Below are 20,526 nucleotides of genomic sequence, written 5' to 3'. Positions count from 1 at the left end.
CGGGTCGACGGAGCCCCCGTGTGGTTAAAGTGCTCGGTGGAGGCGTTCAGGCGGCTGGTGCCCCTCCCGGTCTTCAAAACCGGTGTGGCCCGGGATCCGGGCCAGGCGGGTTCGATTCCCGTCCGTCTCCGCCAGGCAGCCACGGGACGCCGCCTCGCCGCGGTGACCAGGGGACTCGGCCTCTTCGAGGCGACCAGGGGAGATCACCCGATGCGTGACGGCACGGCCGACCCGCGGCGGCGCGTGCCGCGTACCGACGCGCTGCTCGCCGACCCTGGGATCGCGGCCGCCGTCGGCACGCTCGGCCGCGACCGGGTCAAGGCCGCCGTCGCCGCCGCCCAGGACCGGGCCCGCCGCGGCGAAATCACCCCTGAGGGGGTACGCGACGCCGCCCTCGCGGCGCTGCCCGCCCCCGCCCCCCGGGCCGTGCTCAACGCCACCGGTGTCGTGCTGCACACCAACCTCGGCCGGGCCCCGCTGTCCGCGGCCGCCGTCGACGCCCTCGTCGCCGCGGCCGGGCACACCGACGTGGAGCTGGACCTGGCCACCGGCCGGCGGGCCCGCCGCGGCCGCGACGCCCTCGACGCGCTCGCCGCCGCCGTGCCCGACGCGCCGGCGGTGCACGTGGTCAACAACGGCGCCGCCGCCCTGCTGCTCGCCGCCACCGCCCTCGCGGCCGGGCGGGAGATCGTGGTCAGCCGGGGCGAGCTGGTCGAGATCGGCGACGGGTTCCGCCTGCCGGACCTGCTGGCCAGCACCGGCGCCCGGCTGCGCGAGGTCGGCACCACCAACCGCACCACCCTGGCCGACTACGCCGCCGCGCTCGGCCCCGACACCGGCTTCGTGCTCAAGGTGCACCCGTCGAACTTCCTGATCACCGGCTTCACCTCCGCCGTCGGGGTGGACCGGCTGGCGACGCTGGGCGTGCCGGTGGTCGCCGACATCGGCTCCGGGCTGCTCGTCCCCGACCCGCTGCTGCCCGCCGAGCCGGACGCGGCCAGCACGCTGCGCGCCGGCGCCCACCTGGTCACCGCCAGCGGCGACAAGCTCCTCGGCGGGCCGCAGGCCGGGCTGCTGCTCGGCGACGCCGACCTGGTGGAGCGGCTGCGCCGGCACCCGCTCGCCCGGGCACTGCGGGTCGACAAGCTCACCCTCGCCGCCCTCGCGGCCACCCTGCACCGCCCCGACACCCCCACCCGGGCCGCCCTGCACGTCGACCCCGGCCGGCTGCGCGAGCGTACGGAGCGGCTGCGTGACCGGCTGGCCGCCGACGGGTGCAAGGCCGAGGTGGTGCCCGCCGTGGCGGTGGTCGGCGGCGGCGGGGCGCCTGGCGTCGAGTTGGACTCGTGGGCCCTCGCGTTGCCCGAGCGGTACGCGGCGCCGCTGCGCACCGGCGCTCCGCCGGTGCTCGGCCGCCTCGCCCACGGCCGGCTGCTGCTGGACCTGCGCTGCGTGCCGCCGGACGCCGACGACGCGCTGCGCGCGGCGATCCTGCGCGTGCCCGGGGACGGCTGACGTGTGGGTGGTGGCCACCGCCGGGCACGTCGACCACGGCAAGTCGACCCTGGTCCGGGCGCTGACCGGGATGGAACCCGACCGGTGGGCCGAGGAACGCCGCCGGGGCATGACCATCGACCTCGGCTTCGCCTGGACGGCGTTGCCCTCCGGCGGCACCGTCGCGTTCGTCGACGTGCCCGGCCACGAGCGGTTCGTGCCGAACATGCTCGCCGGTGTCGGTCCCGCCCCGGCCGCGCTGCTGGTCGTCGCCGCGGACGAGGGGTGGATGCCGCAGTCGGCCGAGCACCTGGCCGCGCTGCACGCGCTCGGGGTGTCGTACGGGCTGCTGGCGGTGACCCGCGCGGACCTGGCCGACCCGGGGCCGGCGCTGGCGCAGGCGCGGGAGCGCATCGCCGCGACCCGCCTCGGCGGCGTGGAGGCCGTCGCGGTCAGCGCGGTCACCGGCGCGGGCCTGCCCGAGCTGCGGGCCGCCCTGGACCGGCTCGTCGCCCGGCTGCCCGCACCGGCGCTCGACGCGCCGGTGCGGCTGTGGGTGGACCGCGCCTTCACCGTCCGGGGCAGCGGCACCGTCGTCACGGGCACCCTCGGCGGCGGCCGGCTCGCCGTCGGCGACGAACTGGAGCTGGCCGACACCGGCGAGCCGGTGCGGGTACGGGGCCTGCACCGCCTCGGCGCGGCCCGGGAGCGGGTCGAGGCCGTGGCCCGGGTGGCGGTCAACCTGCGCAACGTCCCCCGGGACCGGCTGGGCCGGGGCGACGCCCTGCTCACCCCCGGGCGGTTCGGCCGCACCGACCTGCTGGACGTGCGGATCGCCGGGGACCCGGCGGCGGACCTGCCGGTCACCCTCACGCTGCACGTCGGCTCGGCCGCCGTGGCCGCCCGGGTGCGTCCCCTGGGCCCGGACGCCGCCCGGCTGCGGCTGGCCCGACCGCTGCCGCTGCTCGTCGGCGACCGGGCGCTGCTGCGCGATCCCGGCCGGCACCACGTGGCCGGCGGCGTCACCGTCCTCGACGTGGCCCCGCCGCCGCTGGCCCGCCGTGGCGCGGCCGCCGCCCGCGCCCGGGTGCTCGCCGGCCTGGACGGGCGGCCCGACCTGGCCGGGGAGCTGCGCCGCCGCGGCCTGGCCCGCCGCGGCGAGCTGACCCGGATGGGGGTGCCCGTCACCGCGGCCGCGGTCGCCGGGGACTGGCTGGCCGACCCGGACCACTGGCGCGGCCTCGCCGCCCGGCTGGCCACCGAGGCCGCCCGGTACGCCGCCGAGCACCTCCTGGAGCCGGGCGTCCCGGTGGACGTGCTGCGCCACCGCCTCGGCCTGCCCGACCGGGCGCTGGTCGAGGCCCTCGTCCGCCCGCCGCTGCGGCTGGCCGCCGGCCGGGTCACCGGGTCGGGGCAGGGCGCGCTGCCCGGGCCGGTGGCCCGCGCCGTGGCCCGGGTCCGCGCCGAGTACGGCGACCGCCCGTTCCAGGCCCCCGAGGCGCACCGGCTGGCCGACCTGGGGCTGGGGCCACGGGAGATCGGGGCGGCCGTGCGGGCGGGCGCGCTGCTGCGGCTGGCCGAGAACGTGGTGCTGCTGCCCGGGGCGGTCGACGACGCGGCCCGCGTCCTGGCCCGGCTGCCGCAGCCGTTCACGCTCAGCGCCGCCCGGCAGGCCCTGGACACCACCCGGCGGGTGGCGGTGCCGCTGCTGGAGCTGCTGGACCGGCGCGGGGTGACCCGCCGGCTGCCCGACGACGCCCGAACGGTGGTCGCCCCGCCCGGCCCGTGACCGGGCCCCGTCGAGCCGGTCGTGCCGATCCCCGGCAACCCGGTCCCGGCGCCGGGACGGTCGCCTACCGTGACGGCATGGACCCTGCGGCGACGTGGCGGGACAAGAACCACCGCTGGCGGATCGAGGCGTACCGGGCGCCGGACCTGCGCTTCGCCATCTTCGCCACCAACGGCACCACCGAGTCGGCGCCGCTGTGGCTGTTCGGGATGGCCGCCCTGGCCCGCTGGCTGATGACCCACTCCCTGTCCCTCGGTGACCTGGAGAGCGTCTGAAACGGGCCGGGACCGGCGGGGCAGGGCACGCGGGAGGGGTGTGGCGGTGGACGGTCGTCTCGGCGAGCTGGCGCTGATCGCCGTGCTGGTGCTGCTGAACGCGGCGCTGTCGGGCAGCGAGATGGCGCTGGTGTCGCTGCGGGAGGGGCAGGTGCGCCGGCTGGCCCGGCACGGCCGCTCCGGGGCCAGGCTGGCGGACCTGACCCGCGACCCGAACCGCTACCTGGCCACCATCCAGCTCGGCATCACCCTCGCCGGGTTCCTCGCCTCGGCGGCCGCCGCGGTGTCCCTGGCCGAGCCCCTGGCCGGGTCGCTGGACGTCCTCGGCGAACTGGCCCACCCGGTGGCGTTGCTGGCGGTGACCGTGCTGCTCACCTTCGCCACGCTGGTGCTGGGGGAGCTGGCCCCGAAGCGGCTGGCGATGCAGTGGGCCGAACGCTGGGCGCTGCTCGGCGCCGGCCCGCTGGACCTGGTGTCCCGCCTGTCCCGCCCGGCCGTGTGGCTGCTCAGCCGCGCCACCGACGTGGTGGTACGGCTCTCCGGGGGCGACCCGCGGGCGCAGCGGGCGGAGGTCACCGAGGAGGAGCTGCGGGAGATGCTGGTCAGCCAGCGTGGGCTGTCGGCCCAGCAGCGGGAGATCGTCAGCGGGGCGTTCGACATCGCCGGCCGTACCCTGCGGCAGATCCTCATCCCCCGCGGGGACATGACCGTGCTGCCCGCCGCGCTCGCCGCCGGGGAGGGGATGCGCCGGCTGGCCGAGGCGGGGCGGTCCCGGGCGCCGGTCGTGGGCCCCGGCGGGCGCGAGGACGTCGTCGGGGTGGTGCACATCCGCGACCTGGTCGACGCCGGCGACGACACGGTGGGTGGGCGGGCCCGTCCGCCGCTGCTGCTGCCGTCCGGCCTGCCGGTGGCCGACGCGATACGTCAGCTGCGCCAGCACCGCCAGCAGCTCGCGCTGGTCGTCGACGAGCGCGGCGGCGTCGACGGCCTGGTCACCATGGAGGACCTCCTGGAGGAGGTCGTCGGCGAGCTGTACGACGAGACCGACCGGGACGTCGGCGAGGTGGTCCGGGAACCGGACGGGTCGCTGCTGCTGGCCGGGGACTTCCCGCTGCACGACCTGCCCGACGTCGGGGTGCGGCTGACCGCCGCGCCGTCTCGGGACTACACCACCGTGGCCGGGCTGGTCCTCGCCGAGTTGGGACACGTGCCGGCAGCCCCGGGGGAGACCGTGCGGCTGCCCGGGCTGACCGCCGAGGTGGTGGAGATGTCCGGCCGGGCGATCCGCCGGGTCCGGCTGCGCGGCGAGGCGCTGCGTCGCTGAGCCCCGCGACCGGCGGGCCGGGCACCCGGACGGGGGAACGCGACCCGCTCCGGCCGCCGCGCGCCCCGCACGGCCGTACCGTCCCGAGGGTGAAGGACCGAGGAATGCGGACGGTCGTCGCGGTGCTCGCCGGCCTCGCGGTCATCTACTTTGGCAGCAAGGGCCGCAGCCCCGAGGAGGGCGGTGGGGTGTCCAGCGGCGTGGTCGTGCTCGCCGTGCTGGCCGCCGCGCTGGCCTGGCACCTGACCCGGCCGAAGGACGGCGCCACCAAGTGAGCGGCCGGGTCAGCCGGCGGCGGTGCGGGTGACCTCCGCGGCGGACTCCTGCCCGAGGGCGACCCGGACCAGCGCCGCGGCGAGCCGGCCGAACTCGTCCTCGCCGACCAGCCCCGCCAGCCCCTGCGGGTTGGCCGGCAGACCCAGCCGCTTCGCCCCGGACAGGGTCCGCCGGTCGGCGTACGGGCGCACGTCCGGCCAGACCGTCTGCGCCTCGCGCAGGAAGATGTCCGCGCCGGTGGGGCCGATCCCGGGGAACTCGGTGAGCAGCCGGCGCAGCGCCTGCCGGTCCCCGTCGGCCTCGCGGTGCAGCCGGCGCAGGTCCCCGCGCCAGCGGTCCAGGCACAGCCGGGCGCCCGTGCCGAGCATCGTGGCGGTCCGCTCGTCGTAGCGGCGGTAGTGCCCCCGGCCCAGCGCGTCGACCCGATCCTGCCAGCTCGCCGCCTCCATCGCCTGCGGCGTCCGGTAGCCGGCGGCGATCAGCTCCCGGGCGGCGGCCACCGCGACGCTCGCCCGGATGCGGGTGCTCAGCAGGGTGGCCAGCACCAGCAGCTGGTACAGCGGGGCGGGCCGGTCGGCGAGCCGGATGCCCGCCTCCTCGGCGTACGTGCGGCCCTGCCGCTCCAGCAGGACCCGGGCGGTCCTCCGATCGTCTGCTGCCACGACCCGTGGGTACCCGCTGGCGGGCCACCCACCCGTGCGCGCCCGGCGGCATGGCGGCCACGGCCGCGGGTAACCCGTCGTGGGCGCGGCTCAGCGCGCCTCCACCCGGAAGGGAGATTCCCGTGACGAACCCGCAGCAACCCGAGCTGCGCCGCAACGCGCGCAACGACGCGGTGCAGGACGCCAAGGGCCCCGGCACGTCCGGCCATCCCCGCAACAGCGGCACCTCCCAGGGCGACCGCGGCCGCACCGTGCCGCGCGGCCAGGTCTCGCCGTACGGCCCTGCCGGCGCGCAGGTCGCCGACGACGAGAGCGACTCCGGGCGCTGACAGGTCAGCGCCGGGAGTCCGGCGGTCGCAGCCTCCCCAGGGTGGCCGCGGCCGCCGTTCCGTACGCCAGGTGCGGCACCACGTCCGACAGCCAGTCGGACCTGCTCCACCGGCGCGGGTCGCTGACCCGCAGGGCGGCCAACGACCCGTCCGCCATGGCCATCACGCCCGCGCCGAGGGCCGCCGCCGCGAGGGGCAGCGGGACCCGTCGGCGGCCGGCGAGCGCGGCGTACGCGGTGGCGCCGGCGATGCCCGTGGCGTATCCGATGAGGGCGCCGAGGCCCGAGCGGCGGTTGGCCGCCCGGTCCTCCGGCCCGAGGTCTATGTGCGCGACCCGGGCGAGGCGGCGGGCGCTCTCCTCGGGGGTGCTGCTCGCCGGGCGGGCGCGCAGCACCATGTCGAGGTAGGTGACGAGGTTGAGTGCGACGGTGCCGACCGCGCCGGCGACGGCACCGTCGAGGGCGCCGGGGCGGCTCACTTCGGGTCGCCCGGTTCGCGTTCGCCCTTGGGCCCGTATGTCCGTTCCCCGCGTACGACGCCGCGCTGTCCCCGGTCCTCCTGCAGGATCCGGTTGGCGACCTGGTCGGCCTCCTGGTCCGCCGCCCGTCCGGAGTTCTCGATCAGATCGCGCAGCCGCGCCCGCTCCTTGTCGTACGCGCTGCTGCCCGGCCGTGGTCCTGGCATCGTCGCCTCCCGAGGTCGCTGTGGCCGTGTCGCGTACGCCGTCTACCCGGCTGCGTCGGGGCCAACCGTCGCCGGGACGGGGGCGGGCGGTCACCCGCCGGCGCGGACCACGGCGACGGGGCAGTCGGCGTGGTGCAGCACGGCGTGGCTGACCGAGCCGAGGAGCAGGCCGGTGAACTCGCCGTGGCCCCGCGCGCCGACGACCAGCAGCTGCGCGGCGCGGGACGCCTCGGTGAGCGCCGCGGCGGGTCGGGCGTGGGCCACCACCCGTTCGACGGGGACGCGCGGGTACCGCTCGGCGAGTTCGGTCAGCGCCCCGGCCAGCACCCGATCCTCCTCGCCGCGCAGCAGGTCCGGGTCGTGCACCAGGGGCTGCATGTCGCCGGGCCCGGCGGAGGCCGGGTGCCGGTAGGCGTGCACGGCCCGCAGCGGGGCGCCGCGCACCGCCGCCTCGCCGGCGGCGAACCGCACCGCGGCCCGCGACAGCGCGGAGCCGTCGACCCCGACCACGACCGGTCCGTCGGTGCGTTCGGCGCCGCGGGCGACCAGCACGGGGCATTCGGCGTACGCGGTGACCTGGCCGGCGACGGAGCCGACCACCAGGGCGGCGAACCCGCCCAGCCCCCGGTCGCCGAGGACGATCATCGCGGCGGTGGGTGACTCGCCGACGAGCACGGCCGCCGCCTCCCCGTCGACGACCTCGCCGGTGACCCGCACGCCGGGGGCGGCCGCCTCGGCCTCGGCCACCGCCTGCGCGACGAGCCGTTCGGCCTGGGGGCGCAGCCCGCCGCCGGCGGGCGCGTCGCGTGGTGGGCCGACCGGCACGCGTAGCAGCGGCCAGATGAAGCCGTGCACCACCCGCAACGGCAGGCGTCGCCGGGTCGCCTCCGCGGCGGCGAGCCGGACCGCCCGTCGGGCCGGCTCCGAGCCGTCCACGCCGACCACCACCGCCGCGCCGTCGTCCACCGCGTACCTCCCGTGGGCTCGCGGCCAGTATCCCGGCCGGGCCGGGGCCGCCGGGGCGATACCGCGCAGGCCACCGGGATCGGTACGCTGGCGCGAACCGCCGAAGAGGGGGCAGTGTCGATGGAAGAGGCCGACCAGCCGAGCACCGCACGTATGATCGACTTCTGGCTGGGCGGGGAGCACCACTTTCCCGTCGACGTGGCCGCGGCCCGCGCCTTCGAGGGCGCGTACGGCCCGTGCGCCCCGCTGTTCCGCCAGATGCGCGGGTTCCTCGGTCGGGCGGTGCGTGCGATCGCGGCGGCCGGGGTGGACGGGTTCCTCGTCTTCGGCGCGGGTGTGCCGACCCGGGGTAACGTGCACGAGGTCGCCCCGGAGGCGACGGTGCTCTACACCGACGTCGACCCGGTGACGATCCGCCTGGGCCAGCGCATCCTGGCCGGCAGCGACCGGGCCGGCTACGGCTTCGGCGACGCCACCGACGTCGGCACGATCGACCCGGCGCTGCTGCACCGGTTCGTGCCCGGCTGGGGGCGGCGCCCGGTCGGGGTGGTCTTCCTCGGGCTGGCGGCGTTCCTCGACGACGCGACCCTGGCCGGCACCCTCGACGAGCTGTACGCGGCGGTGGCGCCGGGCAGCTTCCTGGCGGTGGACTTCGACAGCGAGGAACTGGCGGCGCACCCGCAGGCCCTGGCGATGATGGGGCCGGCGTTCCGGATGCGCCCGCCCGCGGCGTTCGCCCCGCTGCTGGGCCGGTGGACGCCGACGGACGACGGGATCGTCCCGGTGCAGCACTGGCGGCCGGAGGAGCCGCCGGCGGACCTGCCCGACGCCTTCTACGGGGCCCTGGCCACCAAGTCCGCCGCCTGACCGGCGCAGGCCCGCCCGCGTCGGACCGCCTGCGGGCCACGACGTCGCCTTCACCGACCCGGCTGCCGTGTCGCCAGCCATCGTCACCGGCTTCCAGGTGATCGTGCCCGTCAACCGTGTTCTCGCCCCTGTCGCGGGCAGAGCCGTCGACCGTGCCCGTGCCCTGTCAGGTTCCCTCCGTATGATGCTTGCCCTACAGCAAGAGTTGTCGGAGGGTGATTATGCCGGACGCGTCCGCAACCGTGTCCCGCGCGCTGCGGGAGGCGCCGCCCGACCGGTTGGCGGAGGCTGCCGACCGGGCCATCCGCGCCCGGTTGGGCGCGTCGCGGACGGACGTGTTCGTCGCCGACTACCGGATCAGCGGGCTGTGGCCGGTGCTGGACCCGGAGCTGCCGGACGCCGGCTTCCTGGCCTGTCACGGCCTGGCGCAGCGGTGCTTCAGCAGCCAACAGCCGGTGCTGGACGGGGCCGGGGACGGGCGGTGCCGGGTGTACCTGCCGCTGACGGTCTGGGGCGAGCGTCTCGGTGTGCTGCTGGTGGAGCTGCCGGCCGGGCCGTCGCCGGCCGTCCTGGAGGCCGCCGGGGACATCGCCGGCGAGCTGGCGCTCGCGCTGCGCGCGGCCGACCGGGGGACCGACAGGTACCGGCGGGCCCGGCGCCGGGAACGGCTGAGCATGGCCGCGGAGATGCAGTGGGACCTGCTGCCGGGGCGCAGCGTCACCCACGGCGCGTTCCTGCTGGCCGGTCAGCTGGAGCCGGCGTACACCGTGGGCGGCGACCACTTCGACTGGTCCGTCGACGGCGACCGGCTCACCGTGACGGTGCTCAACGGCGCGGGCACCGGACTGTCGGCGGCCCTGTTGACCGCGGTGACGGTCAACGCCATGCGCAACGCCCGCCGCTCCGGCGGCAGCCTCGTCGAACAGGCGGAGCTGGCCTCGGACACGATCTTCTACCAGCACCGGGGCAACCGGCACGTGGCGACGCTGCTGCTGGAGCTGGACGCCACCGACGGCCGGGTCCGGGCCGTGGACGCCGGATCCCCGCACGTGCTGCGACTGCGCGGCGGCTCGGTGGTGCGGGTGCCGCTGGAGCAGCAGCTGCCGCTGGGCATGTTCGCCGAGACCCGCTACGAGGTGCAGGAGTTCGGCCTGGAGCCGGGCGACCGGCTGTTCGTCGTCAGCGACGGCGTGTACGCGGCGGCCCCCGGCGGCCGGGAGCCGTTCGGGGAGGCGGCGATGGCGCGGTCGATGCGCGCGACGCGCCTGCAGCCGGCGACCGAGGCGGTTGGTACGGTTATGCGCGGACTGCAGTCCTACCACGCCGAGCGCGATCTGCGTGACGACGCGGTGGTCGTCTGCCTCGACTGGCACGGCCGGGGCGGGGGAGCGGGCGGCGGGACGCGGTGAGACGGGCCGTAGCGGGACACGAGCGGGAAATCGCAGGGGACGTCGGGTGGAGCAATCTTCGGATCTCGCCGCGGCGATCGACGCTGCCGCCGTGGCGCTCGTCGATGTGCTGGACGCCGCGGGCGTGCGGCACCGGATGACCGTCTCGCCGACGCAGCTGCGGGTGCTGTCGCTGATCAGCAGCCGCCCGGTGACCAACGTCAACGGGCTCGCCGAGCTGCTGGACGTGGTGCCCTCGTCGGCGAGCCGGCTGTGCGACCGGCTGGAGGCGGTCGGCCTGCTGCGCCGGGTGACCGATCCCCGGGACCGCCGCGAGGTCCGGCTGGTGCCCACGCCGGCGGCCGAGGCCCTGCTGCGGGAGCTGCGGGAGCGCCGGCAGCGCGCCGTGCGGGCGGTGCTGGACCGGATGCCGCCCCGGACGCAGCAGGAGCTGCTGCTGGGGCTGCTGGCGTTCGCGCGGGCCGCCGCGTCGGAGGCACAGCCGGACTCGTCCGCCCGTACCGCCTGAACGCCCGCCCGCCGACCGACCCCCTTCGACAGCTGGTGTCCCAGGACGAACTACGCGACGTGAGCGTCTGCACAGTCACACGAACGCCCCGGCGACGCGGACGCGGCCTCCGGGGAGGCGAAAGCGAGCCCGATATAGTGGCAGCGCAACGCGTCGGCCCGTGATCACCGCGGTTTCGGGCCGTACCAGGGGAGGTCCCAGCCCGGGATCGCACAAGGCGCCGGCGAGGGCCGGCCGGCAACGCGCACGTACCTCCGCAGCGCCCGCCGCGGCGCCGGATCGTGCTGCGGAGGGAGGTTCGGTGTCGCGTCGGCCGGTGGGGGCGCAGCCCCCGGAGACCACCGGCGGCCCGGGCGCCGCGCCGAGCGGGGATCGGGTGCTCACCGTGCCCAACCTGATCAGCTTCGTTCGGCTGCTGGGCGTGCCGCTCTTCCTCTATCTGCTGCTGGTCGCGCACGCCGACGTGGCCGCCGTGGTGGTGCTCGCGATCGGCGGCACGACCGACTGGGTGGACGGTTGGATCGCCCGCCGGCTGCGCCAGGTCAGCCGTCTCGGCGAGCTGCTGGACCCGCTCGCTGACCGGCTCTACATCCTGGCGACGCTGCTGGCGTTCACGACCCGGGAGGTGGTGCCGTGGCAGTTCACGGCGGCGCTGCTGGCCCGGGAGTTGTTGCTGCTGGGGTCGCTGGGGGTGCTGCGCCGGCACGGGTACGGCCCGCCGCCGGTGCACTACGTGGGCAAGACGGCGACGTTCCTGCTGCTGGCCGCGTTCCCGATCCTGCTGCTGGCGCACGCCACCACGGCGGTCACCGCGACGGTGGCCGGTGCGGTGGGCTGGGGCCTGGCGTGGTGGGGCCTGGTGCTGTACTGGGCGGCCGGGGCGCTCTACGTGGTGCAGGCGTCGCGGCTGGTGCGGGCCGCCGGGTCGGGGGGAGTGGCGGCATGACGGGGCCGCAGCGCGCGGGGACGAGCGGTGCGGGCCGGGGTCCGGCGACCCGGGTGTACGCGCCGGACTTCCTGATGGAGTTGTTCCGCAAGCCGTTGGATCCGGGGTACGAGGACGCGGCGGCCCGGCGCCGGGAGTCGCCGCCGCCGGCGGGGTGGCGGGCGGCCTCGACGCGTTCGGTGAGCCTGTTGGTGATCGTGGTGGTGGGTTTCCTGTTCGCGGTGGCGTACCGGCAGACGGTGGCGGAGGAGCCGGGGCGCAGCACGGCGCGGGCGGGTCTGGTGGCGCAGATCAAGGAGCGCGAGGCGGAGACGGACGAGTTGGCGGCGCGGGCGGACCGGCTTCGGGAGGAGGTCGGTCGGCAGCGGGACGCGGCGTTGAGCGGTTCGCAGGCGTCGCGGCTGCGCACGCTGGAGGCGGGCACGGGCCTGGGTCGGGTGCGCGGGGACGGGGTGGTGGTGCGCCTGGCGGACGCGCCGGTGAAGGACAAGAACGCGGTGACGGGGTCGTCGGCCGGTCCGCCGCGGGTGTTGTACACGGATCTGCAGAAGGTGGCCAACGACCTGTGGGCGGCGGGCGCGGAGGCGGTGGCGATCAACGGTCAGCGGTTGACGGCGACGTCGACGATCCGGGCGGCGGGTGAGGCGATCCTGGTGGATTTCCGTCCGGTGACGGGGCCGTACGAGGTGGCGGCGGTCGGGCCGGGGTCGATGCGGGAGCGGTTCGAGGACAGCCGGGCGGCGTTTCTGATGCGGGACCTGGTGGAGTCGGTGGGGTTGTCGTTCCAGGTGCGTGAGGTGGACGACCTCACCCTGCCGGCGGCTCCGGAGCCACGGCTACGCTACGCCGAGCCGTCGGTCAGTCCGAGTCCGCTCGTGTCGGGTTCGCCGGTGGCGCCCAAGTCCAGTCCCGGGCCGACCGGTTCGGGTTCGTCTCCCAGCCCCTCCGGAGGTGGCCGATGATCGCGGTGCTGGCGTTGCTCGCCGGTGTGGTCCTCGGGGTGTACCTCGATCCCAGTGTTCCTGCGGCGTTGCAGCCGTACCTGCCGATCGCCGTGGTGGCCGCGTTGGACGCGGTGTTCGGCGGGGTGCGGGCGAAGCTGGATCGGATCTTCGACGACAAGCAGTTCGTGGTGTCGTTCATCTCGAACGTGCTGGTGGCGGCGCTGATCGTGTATCTGGGCGATCAGTTGGGGGTGGGTGGGCAGCTGTCCACCGGTGTGGTGGTCGTGCTCGGGGTGCGCATCTTCGGCAATGTGGCGGCGATTCGCCGGCACCTGTTCCGGGCGTAGGTGTGTGGCGATGAGCGAGGAGCAGGGCGGGACGGGTACGGGGTGGCCGGGGGCGGTTCCGGGGCGCGCGGGTGGGCCGGCGGGGGAGCCTGATCCGCGGCCGGAGGCGCCCGATGCGGACGAGATCAGTCCGTTGGCGCCGGAGGGTGAGCCGGGTGACGGGCAGCGGCCGTCGCCGGAGGCGGAGCCGGGTGCCGACGGGTCGGCGGGTTCGGCCGGTGGGTTGGCGGCGGCGGGGCGGCGGTTCACCTCGGCGGGGGTGATGATCGCGCTGTTGCTGGGGTTGTTGGGTTTCACGCTGGTGGTGCAGTTGCGGACGACATCGACGGATCCGACGACGGCGGCGACGCGGCAGGAGGACCTGGTCCGGATCTTCTCGGATCTGGATTCGCGGGAGAAGCGGCTGCGGCAGGACATCGAGTCGTTGGAGGAGAGCCAGCGGCAGTTGCGTTCGGGTGAGCAGGGTCGTCAGGCGGCGTTGGAGGAGGCGACGCGTCGGGCGGACGAGTTGGGGATCCTGGCGGGGACGTTGCCGGCGCGGGGGCCGGGGTTGGCGGTGCGCTTCGAGGCGGGGGCGAAGCCGATTTCGGCGTACCGGATTCTGGACGCGGTGCAGGAGTTGCGGGGTGCGGGCGCGGAGGCGATGCAGATCTCGGCGGGGGATCAGGCGCCGGTGCGGATCATCGCGTCGACGTACTTCCTGGACGGGGAGGACGGTTCGTTGGTGGTGGACGGGCGGCGGTTGCCGGGTCCGTTCACGATCACGGTGATCGGTGATCCGGCGACGATGGCGACGGCGTTGAAGATTCCGGGCGGGGTGGCCGCATCGGTTGCCGGCGACGGCGGTACCGTGATCGTCGAGGAGCGTGATGTTGCCGAGGTTTCGGCGCTGCACGCGCCTGTGAAGTTGGAGCACGCCCGTCCGGTCTCCTGACCGGCGCGGTGGCGCCGGTTCTTCCGGTGCGACGATGGTCGACGACGGTGAGGGACGTCTGGTGATTCCTGAGGATCTGCGGTATACCGCCGAGCATGAGTGGGTGGCGGGTGACGGGTCGGGTTCGGTCCGGGTCGGCATCACGCACTTCGCGCAGGACGCGCTGGGCGACATCGTGTACGTCCAGTTGCCGGAGGTTGGCGCGGAGGTCGCCGCGGGTGACTCGTTGGGTGAGATCGAGTCGACGAAGAGCGTGTCGGAGATCTACGCCCCGGTCGGTGGGACGGTGGTGGCGCGTAACGAGGCGTTGGCGGACGCCCCTGAGGTGATCAACTCGGATCCGTACGGTGCGGGTTGGTTGGTGGAGATCACGCCGGGTGATCCGGCGGCGGTGGACGGGTTGTTGACCGCCGGTGCGTACCGGGAGCTCACCGAGAGCTGAGTGTCCGTTGGGCGTGCGGGTTGTTTCCGCGCGTCCGGTTGCCCTGTATTTCGGCGCTGGCTAGGCTCGCCCAGTCGACCGAGAACCAAATAGTTGAGCGTTGCGGAATTGCCTTTGCGGGCACGGGGAGCCAGCCGCCGGGTGTGTACGTGCCCGGCGGCCAGACCCGCCATTACCCGACGCCGACGCGAAACAGATCCGTGAGGTGATCCATGACGCGCCCAGACGACGAGTTCACCCCGCTCGACGTCACTTCGACGCTCAATCTCGGTTCGCTCGAAGAAGTACTGGAGGGGCCGGACACCGATGTGGTGCCGAGCCGGATGTCCGGTTCGTTGCCGCCGGGAATGGCGCTGCTGGTGGTTCGTCGGGGGCCGAACGCGGGCGCCCGGTTCTTGTTGGATCATGATGTGACGACGAGTGGTCGGCACCCGGACAGTGACATCTTCCTGGACGATGTGACGGTGTCCCGGCGGCACGCGGAGTTCCACCGGGACGGTGGCACGTTCACGGTGCGGGACGTGGGAAGCCTGAACGGCACGTACGTGAACCGGGAGCGGGTCGAGGCGGCCACGTTGAGTAATGGTGACGAGGTGCAGATCGGTAAGTTCCGGGTGGTGTTCATCGCCGGTCCGCGTCCGGAGGAGGCCGGCCGGGGGTGAACGAGCCTGCGGCTTCGATGCCGGCCGGGGCGGCCCGGTCCCAGGCGCTGATGAGCATCGGTGAGGTGCTGGCGCATCTGCGGGCGGAGTTTCCGGACGTCACGATCTCGAAGTTGCGGTTCCTGGAGGCCGAGGGGCTGGTGGAGCCGCAGCGGACGGCGGCGGGGTACCGGAAGTACACCTGGGACGATGTGGCGCGGTTGCGGTTCGTGTTGACCGCGCAGCGGGACCAGTATCTGCCGTTGCGGGTGATCCGTGAGCAGCTTGCCGGGTGGGACGCGTCCGGTGACGGGCCGGTGTCGTCGCGGCCGACGTTGGTGGCGGTGGGTCCGGGTGGTGAGGTGCCGGGGCGGGCCGCGTCGGCGGAGCCGGCGGATTCGGCGCAGGTGCGGCTGGGTCGGTCGGATCTGATCGCGCGTAGCGGGGTCGACGAGTCGACGTTGGCCGAGTTGGAGCGGCTCGGGTTGGTGGTGTCGGATCCGCCGGGTTGGTACGACGGGGATGCGTTGATCATCGCGCGGGCGGTGGCGGGGTTGGCGGCGTACGGGTTCCAGCCGCGGCATCTGCGGGGTTATCGGACGGCGGCGGATCGGGAGGTCGGTCTGTTCGCGCAGTTGGTGGCGCCGTTGGCGCGGCAGAGTGATCCGGCGGCGCGGGCGCGGGCGGCGGAGACGGCGCGGGAGTTGGTGGCGTTGTCGCAGCAGTTGCACGCGGCGTTGGTGCGGGTGGGGTTGCGGTCGACGTTGGGTCGCTGATCCTGTGTGGTGCGGCGCGGCCCGGGCGTTGGCCCGGGCCGCGTCGGTGTCTGCGGGGGCGGTGGGAAAGATCTGGGTCGGGGTGCGTGTCGTAGGCTTGCCGGGGTAACCCCTTTCTGGCGCGGGGCGTGGTGCACGTAGCGCATGGGACGTGCGTGTCGCGGTCCGTGTACCGTGCAGGAAGGGCACGGTGGCGGGCGTAGGTGACAACGACACGGAGGCGGCGGTGCGCGAGCTGAGCGTGGTCGGGGTTCGGGTGGAGTTGCCCAGCAACCAGCCGATCGTCCTGCTGCGGGAGGTCGAGGGGGACCGCTATCTGCCGATCTGGATCGGCGCGGTCGAGGCGACGGCGATCGCCTACGAGCAGCAGGGGGTCAAGCCGGCCCGGCCGTTGACGCATGATCTTCTGCGGGACGTGTTGGCGGCGTTGCAGGCGCCGTTGCGGGCGGTGGAGATCACCGAGTTGAAGGAGAACGTCTTCTACGCCGATCTGTTGATCGGTGACGGGGTGCGGGTGTCGGCGCGGCCGAGCGATTCGATCGCGTTGGCGTTGCGGGTCGGGGCGCCGATTCGTTGTGCCGAGCAGGTCCTCAGTGAGGCGGGGATCGTGATCCCGGACGAGCAGGAGGACGAGGTGGAGAAGTTCCGGGAGTTCCTGGAGCAGGTGCGTCCGGAGGATTTCGCCGGCTGAGGCGCTCGGTCCGTTCCCGGTTTTCACGTTCCGGCTTGGTCACTGTGGGTGACGGCCCGGTGGCGTTGGTGATCTTTGCTGTGGCTGCGCGGCGTGTCGCGTCCCTTCCTGCCCGGTAACCCTTCAAGGGCGCTATAGGGTTGCCGTGTCGAGAGGGGTGCACGTCCCGGAAACGACGTGTCACCGCACTGGCGGGGAGGTTGTCCGGATGCACGAGCCGCGAGATCCCGATCCTGGTACGCAGCAGCAGGGGGCGGGTGGTGTGCCGGCGGGGCCGGCGACTGAGGGTGACGGTGCGGTGGGCTACCGGGGTGTGACGGCGTGCCACGCGGTGGGCATCACGTACCGGCAGTTGGACTACTGGGCGCGGACGTCGCTGGTGGTGCCGAGCGTGCGGGACGCGTCGGGTTCGGGGACGTCTCGGCTGTACTCGTTCCGCGACCTGGTGGTGTTGAAGGTCGTGAAGCGTCTGTTGGACGCCGGGGTGTCGTTGCAGAACATCCGTAAGGCGATCGAGGCGTTGCGCTCGCGTGGGGTGGCCGACCTGGCGGGCATCACGTTGATCTCGGACGGGACGACGGTGTACGAGTGCCGGTCGCCGGAGGAGGTGGTCGACCTGTTGCAGGGCGGCCAGGGCGTGTTCGGTATCGCGATCGGTGGGGCGTTCAAGGAAATCGAGGGTTCGCTGTCGCATCTGCCGGCGGAGCCGGCGGCGGTGCCGCAGGAGCCGGCGGCGGACCCGGTGGGCGACGAGTTGGCGGCGCGCCGGGCGCGTCGCCGCGCGGGCTGACGGCGGCGATCCTCGGCGGGACGCACGGGCGTCTGCGCTGGTCACCGCCGGTTCCGGGTGTCCACTGTGGCGCCCCTGGCGAGATGTGTCGGTTCTGCACGGTCCTGGGGTAAGTCGCCTTGTTGACAGTTTTTGTGTTCCCAGGAATCCTGGTGGCCGGCTCGTCGCCCGGTGGGAGGGTTGTCGCCGCGCGTGTCCGCACTGCGTGGGGTCGGTGAGCCGGTGACGATGCGAGGAACGGCGAGGACGCTGCCCGACGATCGGATTTGAAGCAGAGTGCATGCTGACAGTCATGCCACCACGACGTTGGTGAATGTCGACGGACGTCTCATGAACGGGACCGGGTCGGGTTGCCCGGTCATGCACGCTCCTCGGCCGGCGGCGCCGCTGGTGCCGCCGCCCGGCGAGGTCCTGGCGGAGGCGGTGGAGTTCCTGCACCTGTATCACGACGAGCGGCGGTTGCCCGGGGTGGCGGCGCGGGTCGCGCAGGTGCGGGAGGAGGTCGCGCTGACCGGCACGTACCGGCACACCACCGAGGAGTTGGTGTACGGGGCGAAGGTGGCGTGGCGCAACTCGGTGCGGTGCGTGGGCCGGGTGCGGTGGGCGGGGTTGCGGGTCCGGGACCGCCGTGACGTGGGCACCGTAGCGGGGATCGCGCAGGAGTTGGCGCAGCATCTGGTGGCGGCGGACAACGGCGGGCGGATCCAGTCGGTGATGACGGTGTTCGCGCCGGACCGGCCGGGGGTGGGTCCGCGGGCGCGGATCTGGAACGACCAGCTGATCCGGTACTGCGGGTACCGGGCGGGCGGCGACACGGTGCTGGGTGACCCGGCGCAGGTGGCGATGACGGACGCGGCGCAGCGGCTGGGTTGGCGTCCGCCGCCGGTGTTGGGCCGGTTCGACCTGCTGCCGTGGGTGATCGAGACGGAGTACGAGGACCCGACGCTGGTGGAGGCGCCGCGGGAGCTGGTGCGGGAGGTCGCGCTGGTGCACCCGGAGCACCGGTGGTTCGAGCAGCTGCGGCTGCGCTGGCATGCCCTGCCGGTGATCAGTAACATGCGGATGCGCATCGGTGGGGTGGACTACAGCTGCGCTCCGTTCAACGGCCACTATCTGGGTGACGAGATCGGCACCCGGAACATGGGCGACCAGGGCCGTTACGACCAGTTGCTGCCGGTGGCGCGGGGGTTGGGATTGGACACGTCCCGGGAGGACACCCTGTGGCGGGAGCACGCCGCCCTGGTGCTCAACCAGGCGGTGCTGTACTCGTTCAAGCTGGCCGGGGTGCGGGTGTCGGATCCGCACACCGAGTCGGAGCTGTTCATGAAGTTCTGCGCGCAGGAGGAGCGGGCGGGCCGGCCGGTGCACGGTGACTGGTCGTGGCTCAACGGCAGTGTGGGGTGGGCGGCGTTGCACGCGGTGCACCACCGCTACTACGACACGCGGGTGCCGAACCCGAACCTGTGGCCGGGGGAGCGCGCGTACGGGCCGACCGGGGTGGCGCAGTTGGGTCTGCGGCAGCGGCACGTCGCGGCCCGGCTGCGGGAGGGCTGAGCCGTGGACGTCGCGGCGCTGCGGCAGAGCTGGGCCCAGTTCGCCATGGCGGGCCCCGAGGCGGCGAAGTACTTCTACGCCACGTTGTTCCTGATCGCGCCGGAGACGCGGTCGATGTTCCCGACGAGCATGCAGTATCAGCAGGACAAGCTGTTGGCGGCGTTGGGGCACATCATCACGCACGTCGACGACGAGCAGGCGTTGACGGCGTTCGCGCAGCGGTTGGGCGCCGACCACCGGCGGTTCCGGGGCGAGGACCGGCAGGGCCGGCCGGTGCCGTTGGCGGAGTGGCACTACATCTGGGTCGGGCAGGCGCTGCTGTCGACGTTGGAGCGGTTCCTGGGGCCGCGGTGGACGCCGGCGTTGCGGGCGGACTGGGCGGCGGCGTACGAGACGGTGGCGCGGATGATGCTCACCGGCGCGGCGGAGGCGGAGCGGACGTCGCCGCCGTACTGGGAGGCGGAGGTGCTGGCGACCCAGCGGCGGCGGGCGGACGTGTGCGTGTTCACGGTGCGCCCGAACTACCTGTGCGAGTACCTGCCGGGGCAGTCGCTGCCGGTGCAGGTGCCGGCGTTGCGGACGTGGCGGTACCTGTCGCCGGCGAACGCGCCGCGTCCGGACGGGACGATGGAGTTCCACGTCCGCGCGGCGGGCCGGTTCTCCACGCATCTGGTGCGCAAGCTGCAGGTGGGTGACCAGCTGCTGCTGGGGTTGCCGGTGGGTACGGCGTTGTCGTCGTTCAACCGGTCGCCGCAGCTGCCGCTGCTGCTGGTGGCCGGCGGTACGGGTCTGGCGCCGCTGCGGGCGGTGGCCGAGGCGGTGCAGCAGGGGCCGGGGCGGCCGACGACGCTGGTGGTGGGCGGCAAGACGCCGGACGACCTGTACGACGACCGGGCGTTGCGGGAGTTGGCGGCGATGCCGCCGACGGGGGCGTGGCAGTCCGGTGGCGGCGGCGGGTGGCTGCGGTACGTGCCGACGGTGGAGACCGGGTGGCAGTGGCAGGGTGCGGTGGGTACGGCCGCGGACGCGGCGGTGCGGTTGGGTCCGTGGCGGGACGCGGAGGTGCTGGTGTGCGGCAGCCCGGAGATGACCCAGGCGACGCTTTCCGCCCTGGCGGCCTCCGGCGTCGCGCCGGACCGGATACTCGTGGAGAGTTACGACCATTCCCTGTATCCGCCTCTGGTGAACGCGGCGGCGTCCGCGTCGCCTGACGTCACTTGGATGGGTGCCCAATGAGCACGAACCATGGCGATCTGGTCGCCGTCGACCCGCGTGGTGAGACGTCGCGGGCGTTGGCCGCGTTGGAGGCGCGCCGGTTCCGCGGCGCCCAGTGGTTGGACGCGGACGAGGTGACGCGCGTGGTCCGCTCGGCCGACGAGCGGCTGGCGTTCCTCGGCGGTGAGCTGGGCCGGCTGCGGCGGGAGAACGAGCTTCTGGCGCAGCAGGTGGAGTTGCTGCGGCACGGGGCGTTGCCGGGCGCGGCCGGGCAGCAGGGCCCCGACCCGATGGTGGTGGAGTTGGCGGTGCGGGCGCAGGACGAGGCGAACCGGACGATCGGTGAGGCCAGCGAGGAGGGCGCGGAGATCATCGCCGACGCCCGGCGGCAGGCCGACGAGATCCTCGCGGAGGCGCACCGGCGGGCCGGGGCGGTGCCCGCGCAGGCGGGTCCGGCGGGTGAGGATCTGCGGCGGCAGGTGCGGGAGTTGGAGGGCCGGCACGCGGCGTTGTCGGCGGCGGTGGCGGCGGCGCAGCAGCACCTGAGCCAGTGGCAGGCGCGGCTGGCGGAGCAGGCGGAGCAGTTGCGGGCCGACGCGGTCGCGGCCGGGGCAGCCAGCGCGCAGCTGCGGCAGGTGCTCGGCGGGTAGCCCGGCGCCGGTG

25 protein-coding genes and 1 tRNA gene are annotated in these 20,526 nt (G+C 74.6%); 22 read left to right on the top strand and 4 right to left on the bottom strand.

Annotation, left to right across the window (positions count from 1 at the left end; genetic code table 11):
• Nucleotides 1–38 precede the first annotated feature (38 nt).
• The 6 genes from ACGFIZ_RS25725 to ACGFIZ_RS25700 all read left to right on the top strand — a co-directional run bounded on the left by ACGFIZ_RS25725 (nucleotide 39) and on the right by ACGFIZ_RS25700 (nucleotide 5,157).
• Nucleotides 39–134, top strand: a tRNA-Sec gene (locus ACGFIZ_RS25725).
• Nucleotides 135–210: 76 nt separating this feature from the next.
• Nucleotides 211–1,515 (top strand): L-seryl-tRNA(Sec) selenium transferase, encoded by a 1,305-nt coding sequence (gene selA, locus ACGFIZ_RS25720; protein ID WP_393423248.1) that lies wholly within the window; start codon nucleotides 211–213, stop codon nucleotides 1,513–1,515.
• Between the two features lies 1 nt (nucleotide 1,516).
• Complete coding sequence (gene selB, locus ACGFIZ_RS25715; RefSeq protein WP_393423246.1) at nucleotides 1,517–3,283, top strand: selenocysteine-specific translation elongation factor; 1,767 nt, start codon at nucleotides 1,517–1,519, stop codon at nucleotides 3,281–3,283.
• A 77-nt stretch (nucleotides 3,284–3,360) separates the two neighbouring features.
• Nucleotides 3,361–3,558 carry a hypothetical protein gene (locus ACGFIZ_RS25710; RefSeq protein WP_347669465.1) on the top strand — a complete coding sequence of 66 codons (198 nt, stop codon included), beginning with the start codon at nucleotides 3,361–3,363 and terminating at the stop codon, nucleotides 3,556–3,558.
• A gap of 46 nt (nucleotides 3,559–3,604) precedes the next feature.
• The gene (locus tag ACGFIZ_RS25705) at nucleotides 3,605–4,882 is read left to right on the top strand and encodes a hemolysin family protein (RefSeq protein ID WP_393423244.1); all 1,278 of its coding nucleotides are present in this window, start codon (nucleotides 3,605–3,607) and stop codon (nucleotides 4,880–4,882) included.
• An 89-nt stretch (nucleotides 4,883–4,971) separates the two neighbouring features.
• Complete coding sequence (locus ACGFIZ_RS25700) at nucleotides 4,972–5,157, top strand: hypothetical protein (RefSeq protein ID WP_347669501.1); 186 nt, start codon at nucleotides 4,972–4,974, stop codon at nucleotides 5,155–5,157.
• Nucleotides 5,158–5,166: 9 nt separating this feature from the next.
• On the opposite strand, the gene ACGFIZ_RS25695 is transcribed toward ACGFIZ_RS25700, so the two are convergent.
• A complete protein-coding gene (locus ACGFIZ_RS25695) occupies nucleotides 5,167–5,820 on the bottom strand; it encodes a hypothetical protein (protein WP_393423242.1) in 654 nt (217 codons plus the stop codon).
• 122 nt (nucleotides 5,821–5,942) lie between these two features.
• Here ACGFIZ_RS25695 and ACGFIZ_RS25690 point away from each other — a divergent pair, with 122 nt between their 5' ends.
• Nucleotides 5,943–6,149 carry a hypothetical protein gene (locus tag ACGFIZ_RS25690; protein ID WP_347669468.1) on the top strand — a complete coding sequence of 69 codons (207 nt, stop codon included), beginning with the start codon at nucleotides 5,943–5,945 and terminating at the stop codon, nucleotides 6,147–6,149.
• A gap of 4 nt (nucleotides 6,150–6,153) precedes the next feature.
• Here ACGFIZ_RS25690 and ACGFIZ_RS25685 read toward each other — a convergent pair whose 3' ends face one another.
• From ACGFIZ_RS25685 to ACGFIZ_RS25675, 3 genes are all read right to left on the bottom strand, one after another.
• The gene (locus tag ACGFIZ_RS25685) at nucleotides 6,154–6,627 is read right to left on the bottom strand and encodes a hypothetical protein (protein WP_393423240.1); all 474 of its coding nucleotides are present in this window, start codon (nucleotides 6,625–6,627) and stop codon (nucleotides 6,154–6,156) included.
• Nucleotides 6,624–6,833: a phosphatidylethanolamine-binding protein gene (locus ACGFIZ_RS25680; protein ID WP_347669470.1), complete on the bottom strand. Its 210-nt coding sequence runs from the start codon at nucleotides 6,831–6,833 to the stop codon at nucleotides 6,624–6,626. Before ACGFIZ_RS25680 ends, ACGFIZ_RS25685 begins: the two co-directional genes overlap by 4 nt.
• 90 nt (nucleotides 6,834–6,923) lie before the next feature.
• Entirely contained in the window at nucleotides 6,924–7,799 is an 876-nt protein-coding gene (locus ACGFIZ_RS25675; RefSeq protein WP_393423238.1) for a universal stress protein, read from the bottom strand.
• 120 nt (nucleotides 7,800–7,919) lie between these two features.
• Here ACGFIZ_RS25675 and ACGFIZ_RS25670 point away from each other — a divergent pair, with 120 nt between their 5' ends.
• From ACGFIZ_RS25670 to ACGFIZ_RS25600, 15 genes are all read left to right on the top strand, one after another.
• Nucleotides 7,920–8,666 (top strand): SAM-dependent methyltransferase, encoded by a 747-nt coding sequence (locus tag ACGFIZ_RS25670; RefSeq protein ID WP_393423306.1) that lies wholly within the window; start codon nucleotides 7,920–7,922, stop codon nucleotides 8,664–8,666.
• A gap of 221 nt (nucleotides 8,667–8,887) precedes the next feature.
• A complete protein-coding gene (locus tag ACGFIZ_RS25665) occupies nucleotides 8,888–10,075 on the top strand; it encodes a PP2C family protein-serine/threonine phosphatase (protein WP_347669472.1) in 1,188 nt (395 codons plus the stop codon).
• 46 nt (nucleotides 10,076–10,121) lie between these two features.
• Nucleotides 10,122–10,583: a MarR family winged helix-turn-helix transcriptional regulator gene (locus tag ACGFIZ_RS25660; protein ID WP_393423236.1), complete on the top strand. Its 462-nt coding sequence runs from the start codon at nucleotides 10,122–10,124 to the stop codon at nucleotides 10,581–10,583.
• Nucleotides 10,584–10,884: 301 nt separating this feature from the next.
• On the top strand, nucleotides 10,885–11,529 hold the full coding sequence (locus ACGFIZ_RS25655) for a CDP-alcohol phosphatidyltransferase family protein (RefSeq protein WP_393423234.1): 645 nt from the start codon (nucleotides 10,885–10,887) through the stop codon (nucleotides 11,527–11,529).
• The gene (locus ACGFIZ_RS25650) at nucleotides 11,526–12,491 is read left to right on the top strand and encodes a DUF881 domain-containing protein (RefSeq protein ID WP_393423232.1); all 966 of its coding nucleotides are present in this window, start codon (nucleotides 11,526–11,528) and stop codon (nucleotides 12,489–12,491) included. Before ACGFIZ_RS25655 ends, ACGFIZ_RS25650 begins: the two co-directional genes overlap by 4 nt.
• A complete protein-coding gene (locus ACGFIZ_RS25645; protein ID WP_347669475.1) occupies nucleotides 12,488–12,820 on the top strand; it encodes a small basic family protein in 333 nt (110 codons plus the stop codon). The genes ACGFIZ_RS25650 and ACGFIZ_RS25645 overlap by 4 nt, the downstream gene beginning before the upstream one ends.
• A 10-nt stretch (nucleotides 12,821–12,830) precedes the next feature.
• On the top strand, nucleotides 12,831–13,754 hold the full coding sequence (locus tag ACGFIZ_RS25640) for a DUF881 domain-containing protein (RefSeq protein ID WP_393423230.1): 924 nt from the start codon (nucleotides 12,831–12,833) through the stop codon (nucleotides 13,752–13,754).
• A gap of 61 nt (nucleotides 13,755–13,815) precedes the next feature.
• Complete coding sequence (gene gcvH / locus ACGFIZ_RS25635; RefSeq protein WP_393423228.1) at nucleotides 13,816–14,196, top strand: glycine cleavage system protein GcvH; 381 nt, start codon at nucleotides 13,816–13,818, stop codon at nucleotides 14,194–14,196.
• Between the two features lie 212 nt (nucleotides 14,197–14,408).
• Nucleotides 14,409–14,858, top strand: coding sequence for an FHA domain-containing protein (locus ACGFIZ_RS25630; RefSeq protein ID WP_347669478.1), 450 nt, complete (start codon nucleotides 14,409–14,411; stop codon nucleotides 14,856–14,858).
• 50 nt (nucleotides 14,859–14,908) lie between these two features.
• A complete protein-coding gene (locus ACGFIZ_RS25625) occupies nucleotides 14,909–15,613 on the top strand; it encodes a MerR family transcriptional regulator (RefSeq protein ID WP_393423304.1) in 705 nt (234 codons plus the stop codon).
• 226 nt (nucleotides 15,614–15,839) lie between these two features.
• Nucleotides 15,840–16,304, top strand: a complete 465-nt coding sequence (locus tag ACGFIZ_RS25620; RefSeq protein ID WP_073833177.1) for a bifunctional nuclease family protein — start codon at nucleotides 15,840–15,842, stop codon at nucleotides 16,302–16,304.
• Nucleotides 16,305–16,512: 208 nt separating this feature from the next.
• Nucleotides 16,513–17,094: a MerR family transcriptional regulator gene (locus ACGFIZ_RS25615; RefSeq protein WP_393423226.1), complete on the top strand. Its 582-nt coding sequence runs from the start codon at nucleotides 16,513–16,515 to the stop codon at nucleotides 17,092–17,094.
• A 360-nt stretch (nucleotides 17,095–17,454) separates the two neighbouring features.
• Nucleotides 17,455–18,648, top strand: a complete 1,194-nt coding sequence (locus tag ACGFIZ_RS25610; protein WP_393423224.1) for a nitric oxide synthase oxygenase — start codon at nucleotides 17,455–17,457, stop codon at nucleotides 18,646–18,648.
• Nucleotides 18,649–18,651: 3 nt separating this feature from the next.
• A complete protein-coding gene (locus tag ACGFIZ_RS25605) occupies nucleotides 18,652–19,884 on the top strand; it encodes a globin domain-containing protein (RefSeq protein ID WP_393423222.1) in 1,233 nt (410 codons plus the stop codon).
• Nucleotides 19,881–20,513: a DivIVA domain-containing protein gene (locus ACGFIZ_RS25600; RefSeq protein WP_393423220.1), complete on the top strand. Its 633-nt coding sequence runs from the start codon at nucleotides 19,881–19,883 to the stop codon at nucleotides 20,511–20,513. The genes ACGFIZ_RS25605 and ACGFIZ_RS25600 overlap by 4 nt, the downstream gene beginning before the upstream one ends.
• Nucleotides 20,514–20,526 lie beyond the last annotated feature (13 nt).

The organism is Micromonospora sp. NPDC048830 (genome assembly GCF_043198215.1).
Taxonomy (GTDB): Bacteria; Actinomycetota; Actinomycetes; order Mycobacteriales; family Micromonosporaceae; genus Micromonospora.
Note: the sequence above shows the minus strand (reverse complement) of the source record. Positions and strands in the feature narration are given on the sequence as shown.

Bases quoted from the DNA above. Each gene is read 5' to 3' on its own strand.
- selA (WP_393423248.1), top strand. From the start codon at position 211: ATGCGTGACGGCACGGCCGACCCGCGGCGGCGCGTGCCGCGTACCGAC.
- ACGFIZ_RS25710 (WP_347669465.1), top strand. From the start codon at position 3,361: ATGGACCCTGCGGCGACGTGGCGGGACAAGAACCACCGCTGGCGGATC.
- ACGFIZ_RS25680 (WP_347669470.1), bottom strand. From the start codon at position 6,833: ATGCCAGGACCACGGCCGGGCAGCAGCGCGTACGACAAGGAGCGGGCG.
- ACGFIZ_RS25670 (WP_393423306.1), top strand. From the start codon at position 7,920: ATGGAAGAGGCCGACCAGCCGAGCACCGCACGTATGATCGACTTCTGG.
- ACGFIZ_RS25665 (WP_347669472.1), top strand. From the start codon at position 8,888: ATGCCGGACGCGTCCGCAACCGTGTCCCGCGCGCTGCGGGAGGCGCCG.
- ACGFIZ_RS25650 (WP_393423232.1), top strand. From the start codon at position 11,526: ATGACGGGGCCGCAGCGCGCGGGGACGAGCGGTGCGGGCCGGGGTCCG.
- ACGFIZ_RS25645 (WP_347669475.1), top strand. From the start codon at position 12,488: ATGATCGCGGTGCTGGCGTTGCTCGCCGGTGTGGTCCTCGGGGTGTAC.
- ACGFIZ_RS25640 (WP_393423230.1), top strand. From the start codon at position 12,831: ATGAGCGAGGAGCAGGGCGGGACGGGTACGGGGTGGCCGGGGGCGGTT.
- ACGFIZ_RS25630 (WP_347669478.1), top strand. From the start codon at position 14,409: ATGACGCGCCCAGACGACGAGTTCACCCCGCTCGACGTCACTTCGACG.
- ACGFIZ_RS25625 (WP_393423304.1), top strand. From the start codon at position 14,909: ATGAGCATCGGTGAGGTGCTGGCGCATCTGCGGGCGGAGTTTCCGGAC.
- ACGFIZ_RS25615 (WP_393423226.1), top strand. From the start codon at position 16,513: ATGCACGAGCCGCGAGATCCCGATCCTGGTACGCAGCAGCAGGGGGCG.
- ACGFIZ_RS25610 (WP_393423224.1), top strand. From the start codon at position 17,455: ATGCACGCTCCTCGGCCGGCGGCGCCGCTGGTGCCGCCGCCCGGCGAG.
- ACGFIZ_RS25600 (WP_393423220.1), top strand. From the start codon at position 19,881: ATGAGCACGAACCATGGCGATCTGGTCGCCGTCGACCCGCGTGGTGAG.